The sequence below is a fragment of the Methylopila musalis genome (assembly GCF_042679725.1).
GTDB classification, from domain to species: Bacteria; Pseudomonadota; Alphaproteobacteria; order Rhizobiales; family Methylopilaceae; genus Methylopila; species Methylopila musalis.
Genome location: NZ_JBHTMX010000155.1, coordinates 1 through 6,468, shown reverse-complemented (window position 1 = coordinate 6,468; position 6,468 = coordinate 1). Strand labels below are relative to the sequence as shown.

The window sequence follows — 6,468 nt, the reverse complement described above, 5'->3', positions numbered from 1 at the left end:
GGGGCGCGACGCTCGCGACCGCCTCCGCGCTGGCGGCGCTCACCGCCGGCGTGTTCGCCCTGCTCGTGTTCCAGATCGGCGCCGCATCGCTGTTGCACCGCCTCGGGCCGCCGGTCGCGGCCGACTGGGTCGAGCGCTACCTGCCGGGGGCGCGCGTTCCCGAGAGCCTGCTCCGGCCGCAGGAATCGCAGGCCGCGCTCTGGAGCCTCGAGGGCGAGGCGGGCGAGACGGCGCGCCGGATCGCAGCGCCCGGCGTGCGCCTGTCGGACCACACGCTCTACCTCGCCCAGTGGCGGACGGTGGACGACGCGCTGAAGCGCCTGTCCGACGGCGAGGCGGCCACGTTCGGCCGGGTGATGACGCTGTCGGGCGTCGATCTGTTCGGGCTTGCGCTCGGCGCCCGGCCGGCGGTGGGCACGTGGATCGTGCACGACGTGGGCCGCACCATCTCGCCCCTGGGAGCGGACGCGGCGCGCGCCTATCTCGCCGGCGCGGACACCGTGTTCGAGCCCACCTGCCTGATCGTGCAGGCGCCGGGGGCGGAGCCGATGACGCCGTGGTTCGCAGGCGCGCTCGCAGCGTCGTTCGAGGCCCGCGTGCTCACGCCGTGCTGGACGCTGCACCGCCGCGTCAGGGGCTGAGGATCAGGCGGCGGAGACCGCCAGCGCAAGCAGCGCATAGCGCCCCACCTTCGCCAGCGTGACCAGCGCCAGAAAACTCCACAGCGGCTCGCGCAGCATGCCGGCCACGAGGGTGAGCGGATCGCCGATGATCGGCGCCCAGCTCAGCAGCAGCGACCAGCGGCCGAAGCGGCGGTACCAGCCGGCCGCGCGGTCGAGCGCAGCGGGCGAGACCGGAAACCAGCGCCGGCCGCTGAACCGCTCCACCCGCCGCCCAAGCCACCAGTTGATCAGCGAACCGAGCACGTTGCCGAGGCTCGCCACCGCCACCAGCGCCCAGACCGGCTGCCGGCCGAGCGCGATCAGACCGGCGAGCGCCGCCTCCGACTGGGCGGGAAGCAGCGTCGCGGCGAGCAGGGCGGCGAGGAACAGGCCGCCATAGGCGCCGGCGTCGATCATGGCGGGCGAGGCTCCGGGGGTGAGGGCGCCCAAGGGCGGGGCGGCGACGACTGCGGTCGCCGTCCGTCCTCATGCCCGAGCGCGGGCGTCCGCTCCACGCTTAATCGGCGGCGCCATCAGCCGAGACCGGCGGGCGAACCGTCGCGGCCGGCGATCTCCGCCACTTCGGGCCGCTCGCTCCAGGAGGCGTGCGGCGCGCCCTGCAGGCGGCGGGGCGCCACGTCCCAGCGCTCGCCGGTCCAGGCCCGCACCTCAAGATCCACCCTTCCGTCCCGGTCCACGGTGAGGCGGTGATAGGCGTTGGGTTCGCCCCGGAGCCGGGTCGAGGTGGCGGTGGAGGCCTGAATCACCTTCATGGGGCGGCGGCCTTCGCCCGCGATCTCGTGCACATGCACGTAGCCCCGGTGCAGATGGCCGGCCAGCACCAGCCGCACATGGTTGCGGCGGAAGCAGGCGACCGCCTCGTCGGCGTGGCCCACCACGTCGAGGTCGGGCGCGCTGTCGGGGGCGTGGAGCGGATGATGCGCCACCACGATCCGCACCAGACCGGGCGGCAGCGCGGCGAACCGCTTTTCGAGCCGGCGCAGCTGGCGCAGGCCGAAGCGGCCCTTGGACCAGTCGAAGCCCCAGGCCATGCGCCGGGCGGTGTTAAGCCCGATCACCGCCACGGTGTCGTCGGTCCAGGTGGGTTCGATCTCGCGGGAGATGAAACGCCGCCAGCGGGCGTAAGGATCGAGGAAGCGCTGGGCGAGGTGGATGTAGGTGATGTCGTGGTTGCCGGGCACCGCGAACACGGGCGCGTTCAGGCTGCGCAGGAAGGCGCCCGCGGCCTGGTACTCGTGGCGGTAGGCGTGCTGGGTCAGGTCGCCGGACACCACCACGAGGTCCGGCGGATCGGCGTTGATCTCCGCCCGGAGCGCCTCCACCACCACCGGATCGACCCGGTCGAAATGGATGTCGGACATATGCACCAGCCGGGTCACGTGGGCGCGTCCTCCGTAGCTCGCGGCGCGGGCTCGACCGCTCCGTCCACGCGCGGGGCCAGCACCTTCAGCGCCTTCGGCCGGATGGCGTAGCGCAGCGGCGGCTTCAGCAGCATGGTCTCGCCGTCGTTCATCACCCGCATTAGCCGGCGGCGGCTCGTCACCGTCAGCGCGCGCACGTGGTGGGTTTCGAGATCGGCGTCCCGCGTCCAGTCGCCGAGCGCCATGCGCACCGACAGGCGCAGCAGCGGCCAGACGCTGAGCCGGCGGGTGGCGTAGAGCGCCAGTTCGCCGCCGTCGAGCCGGGAGCGGGTGAGCACGGAGCCGAAGCCCTCGTCATAGGCGTTGTTCGCCACCACGATCGCCTTGGAGCGCAGGGTGACCGGGCCGTCGCCCATATCGAGCCCGATCCGCATGGGCGGATAGCGGTAGAGCCCCTTCAGCCCGGCCGCGAACAGGCGCCACCAGCCGAGCGCGCCCATGTTCTCGCGGCCCTTCTCCCGCCGCTCGGCGAGACGGGAGGGCAGGCCGAGCATCGAGTTGCAGAGGAACACCCGGCCCGAGACGTCGCCCACGTCGATGGCGCGCACCGCGCCGCCCGCCATGGCGGCGATGGCGCCGTCGAGATCGAGCGGCAGCTTCAGGTCCTTCGCCAGCAGGTTCATGGTGCCGAAGGGCAGGGGCGCGAGCGCCACGTCGGTTCCCGCCAGAAGCTGTGCGGCGGCGGCGACGGTGCCGTCGCCGCCCGCCGTGAACAGGACGTCCACGCCGAGATCGCGGGCGCGGGCCATGCGGTCGACCACGTCGCCGGCGTCGCCGTCCGAGGCGTCCACCACCTCGAAACCGGCGGCCGTCAGCCGTGCGGCGATCTCCGCCGCGGCGTCGCCCCGCCCGAGCAGAGCCCCGGCGGAGCGGTTGACGACGAGCGCGACCCTCACCTGCGCAGCGCCTCCCGAGTCACGCTTCAGCAGCCGCGTCGTCCTGGGCGATGAAGCGCTGCAGGCGCTCCTGGTCGCGCCCGGCGCCGGTGACGAAGTACATGACCGCGATCAGCGCGATCAGCCCGAAGGCGATGGCCGGCGCGACCACGCCGCCGGACTGGAACAGCCGCACCACGATCAGCGAGCCGCAGACGATGGCGCCGAGGATCGGCACGATGATCGGCACCTCGAACTTGCCCGGCTTCTCGTCCGGCCGCCGCTTCAGCACCACCAGCGCCACGTTGACCACGGTGAACACGGTGAGCAGCAGCAGCACCGTCGCCTGCGCCAGCGCCTTGATGTCGCCGAGCAGGGACAGGACCATCACGATCGCGAGCAGCGTCAGGATGGCCACATGGGGCGTGCGGCGGGTGGGATGCACCTTGCCGAGCGCCTGCGGCATCAGCCCCTGCCGGGACATGCCGTAGAGCAGGCGCGAGCCCATGATCCAGTTCACCAGCGCCGTGTTCGACACCGCGAAGATGGTGACGACCGACAGGATGATCGGCGGGAACCACGGCGCGGCGCGCTTCACCACCTCCACCAGCGCCAGCTCCTTCGGCAGCTCGCTCCAGTGCATCACCGACACCGCCGACACCGCCACCGCCATGTAGATGATGGTCGCGCCGATCATGGCGAGGATAATGGCGAGCGGCACGTTGCGGCTCGCGTCCTTGCACTCCTCGGACACGTTCAGCATGTCCTCGAAGCCGATGAAGGAGAAGAAGGTCAGCACCGCGCCCTGCATGATCAGGACGGCGATGGCGCCGAGCTCGCCGTTGTGGCTCGCCTCGGGCGGGAACTCGGTCAGCGGGTTCGCGCCCCAGTAGGACACCGACACTGCGATCACCAGCAGCAGGCCGGCGGCCTCGATGATGGTGCAGACCACGTTGAAATACATGGATTCCTTGATGCCGCGCAGCAGGATGCCGGCGACGATCAGCAGGAAGCCGAACGCCAGAACCCAGACCGGGATCGCCTCGAGCCCCATCAGCTTCTGCACGCTCGCCGCCACCACGTTGGACTGGGTGGCGATCGAGGTCAGGCCCGAGCACACGACGGCGAGGCCGACCACGTAGGACAGCAGCGGAATGCCGTAGGCGCGCTGGGTCACATAGGCCGCGCCGCCGGCCTTGGGGTGGCGGGAGACCACGTTGGCGTAGGACAGGCCCGTCAGCATGGCGGCGATCATGGAGACCACGAAGGCCATCCACACCGCGCTGCCGAGCTGGCCGGCGGCCTGGCCCACGAGGCCGTAGATGCCGGCGCCCAGCATGGAGCCGAGGCCGTAGAGCGTGATCTGGAACAGCGTGACGGAGCGGTCGAGCGTGGGTTCGCCGTCCGCTCCGGCGCTGGCTGCGACGTCGGGTGTGCTCATGCCGGTTCGATCTCCCCTCGTGGACGCCGTTCGCGCCGGCGTTTCCTCACCGTGAGGACTCTAGGGCGCGCCGGGAACGCAACCAGCGGCGCCGGGCGCCGGATGGGAATTTTCGTTGCGGGAGAGGAAACGAAACAGGCGCGCCCTCAAGGCGCGCCTTCGTCGATGGGGAGGGAGCCGGCCGCGGGGCCGGCGCCGTCCGGGGTCAGTTCTGGCTGGTCTGCAGCAGCGGGGTGATGTTGCGGATCGCGACGCGGCGGTTGCGCTCCTCGGCGGAGTCCGTCTTCACCTTCAGATACTGCTCGCCGTAGCCCTGCGTGGTCAGGTTCTCGGCCGGGATGCTGAAATACTTGGTCAGCACCTCGGCGACCGCCTCCGCGCGCCGGTCGGACAGGGACAGGTTGTCCTCGTCGGATCCGACCGCGTCGGTGTGGCCCTCGACCATGAAGATGGTCTTCGGGTCCTTCTTGATCGCGTCCTCCATCGCCAGGCCGATGTTCTCGAGCTTGGTGATCTGGTCGTCGCGCACGTCCCACGAGCCGGTGTCGAAGGTGATGGAGTCAAGATCCACGCTGCGCACGCTGTCGCGCACCGGCGGGTTGTAGCGGATCTCGTCCAGCGTGTACTTCCGCTCCAGCTTGCGCACCGGCGGGGCCGTGAACGCGGTCTCGATCTGGCGGTAGGAGGCGCGGTCGGCGTCGACCACATACTCCTCACGCGGGATGTCGATCACGGGCGGCGGCAGGTCGATCGGCACGAAGGCGCTGGGGCGCGGGCCGCGCGGACGGTTGTCGATCAGCACGATCTCCTCGCCGCGGTAGCGGCGCGAGCGGCGGAGCAGGCGGCCGTCGTCGTCCACATAGGTGTAGATCTCGGAGCCGTCCGGACGCACGGAGATGCGCACGGTCTCGTCGCCGCGCCGCTCCTCGCGCCAGTCGCGCGCGCCGTAGCGGAAGCGCGAGCCCTCGTCCCGGCGGATGTAGGTGCGGCCGCCTTCGCGGATGATGGTGCGGTCGCCCTCGGTGATGATCACCCGGTCGCCCTCGCGGCGCTCGCGGCGCTGGTCCCGCAGACGGTCGATGCGGTCGTTCAGGCGGTCCTGCTCGCTGCGGGCGTCGCGACGCTCGTCGCGAAGGCGGCGCTGCAGATCGTTGATGCGCCGCTCCTGATCGGCGGTGCGGCCCTCCTCGCGGCGGTCGCGCTCGTCCCGACGATCGCGGGCCTCGTCACGGCGGTCCCGCTCGTCGCGGCGGTCGCGGGCGTCCTCACGACGGTCGCGCAGCTCCCGCAGACGGTCCTCGCGGGTCTCGTCGGCGCGGTCGCGGCGGTCGTCACGGGCGTCGTCGCGGCGGTCGCGCGGATCGGCCGGACGGTCGTCACGGGCTCGATCTGCCGGATCGCGGCGGTCGCGCCGGTCCTGCTCGGCCTGGTCTTTGGCGTCCTTGCGGTCCTTGTCGGCCTGCTCCTTGCGCTCGTCACGGCGCTCGCGCAGTTCGCGAAGCCGGTCCTCGCGGCCGCCGTCGCGCCCGTCCTGAGCCGCGTCACGCCGGTCCGGCCGATCCGGGCGATCGCGCTCGGCGGGGGGATCTTTGCGGTCGGTCTGCTCTTTCGGCTCCTTGCGCTCCTCGCGGGCCTTGTCGGCCTGCTCCTTGCGCTCGCGCAGACGCTCCTCGCGGTCGGGACGGTCGGGCCTCTCGGCGCGCTCCGGCTTTTCGGGACGCTCCGGGCGGTCCGGCCGCTCGGCGCGGTCCGGGCGCTCGGGACGTTCCGCGCGCTCAGGGCGTTCCGGACGTTCGGGCCGTTCCGCCCGCTCGGGGCGCTCAGGACGCTCTGCGCGATCGGGACGCTCCGGCCGTTCGGCGCGCTCGGGGCGTTCCGGACGTTCGGGCCGTTCCGCCCGCTCGGGACGCTCGGGGCGCTCCGCACGTTCCGGCCTCTCGGCGCGCTCCGGGCGCTCCTGACGCTCAGCGCGCTCGGGCCGTTCAGCCCGTTCCGGCCGCTCCGCCCGTTCCGGGCGCTCGCTGCGTTCGGCCCGCTCGGGCCGCTCG

The 6,468-nt window shown here is 72.2% G+C and carries 6 protein-coding genes; 1 reads left to right on the top strand and 5 read right to left on the bottom strand.

From position 1 onward, the window contains the following. On the top strand, nucleotides 1-641 hold a 641-nt coding region (locus ACFQ4O_RS13565), incomplete at its 5' end, for a hypothetical protein (RefSeq protein ID WP_378776227.1). Between the two features lie 3 nt (nucleotides 642-644). On the opposite strand, the gene ACFQ4O_RS13560 is transcribed toward ACFQ4O_RS13565, so the two are convergent. The 5 genes from ACFQ4O_RS13560 to ACFQ4O_RS13540 form a co-directional block, all read right to left on the bottom strand. Beyond that, nucleotides 645-1,079: a YqaA family protein gene (locus ACFQ4O_RS13560; protein ID WP_378776226.1), complete on the bottom strand. Its 435-nt coding sequence runs from the start codon at nucleotides 1,077-1,079 to the stop codon at nucleotides 645-647. Between the two features lie 116 nt (nucleotides 1,080-1,195). After that, nucleotides 1,196-2,062 carry a metallophosphoesterase family protein gene (locus ACFQ4O_RS13555; RefSeq protein WP_378776225.1) on the bottom strand — a complete coding sequence of 289 codons (867 nt, stop codon included), beginning with the start codon at nucleotides 2,060-2,062 and terminating at the stop codon, nucleotides 1,196-1,198. After that, on the bottom strand, nucleotides 2,059-3,000 hold the full coding sequence (locus tag ACFQ4O_RS13550) for a diacylglycerol/lipid kinase family protein (protein ID WP_378776224.1): 942 nt from the start codon (nucleotides 2,998-3,000) through the stop codon (nucleotides 2,059-2,061). Before ACFQ4O_RS13550 ends, ACFQ4O_RS13555 begins: the two co-directional genes overlap by 4 nt. A gap of 19 nt (nucleotides 3,001-3,019) precedes the next feature. Next, nucleotides 3,020-4,420, bottom strand: a complete 1,401-nt coding sequence (locus ACFQ4O_RS13545) for an APC family permease (RefSeq protein ID WP_378776223.1) — start codon at nucleotides 4,418-4,420, stop codon at nucleotides 3,020-3,022. 205 nt (nucleotides 4,421-4,625) lie between these two features. Beyond that, nucleotides 4,626-6,468: OmpA family protein (locus ACFQ4O_RS13540; protein WP_378776222.1), on the bottom strand; the 1,843-nt coding region annotated here is incomplete at its 5' end.

What these genes read in the sequence shown, in the direction of transcription:
- ACFQ4O_RS13560 (WP_378776226.1), bottom strand. Translation starts at nt 1,079, where the DNA reads ATGATCGACGCCGGCGCCTATGGCGGCCTGTTCCTCGCCGCCCTGCTC.
- ACFQ4O_RS13545 (WP_378776223.1), bottom strand. Translation starts at nt 4,420, where the DNA reads ATGAGCACACCCGACGTCGCAGCCAGCGCCGGAGCGGACGGCGAACCC.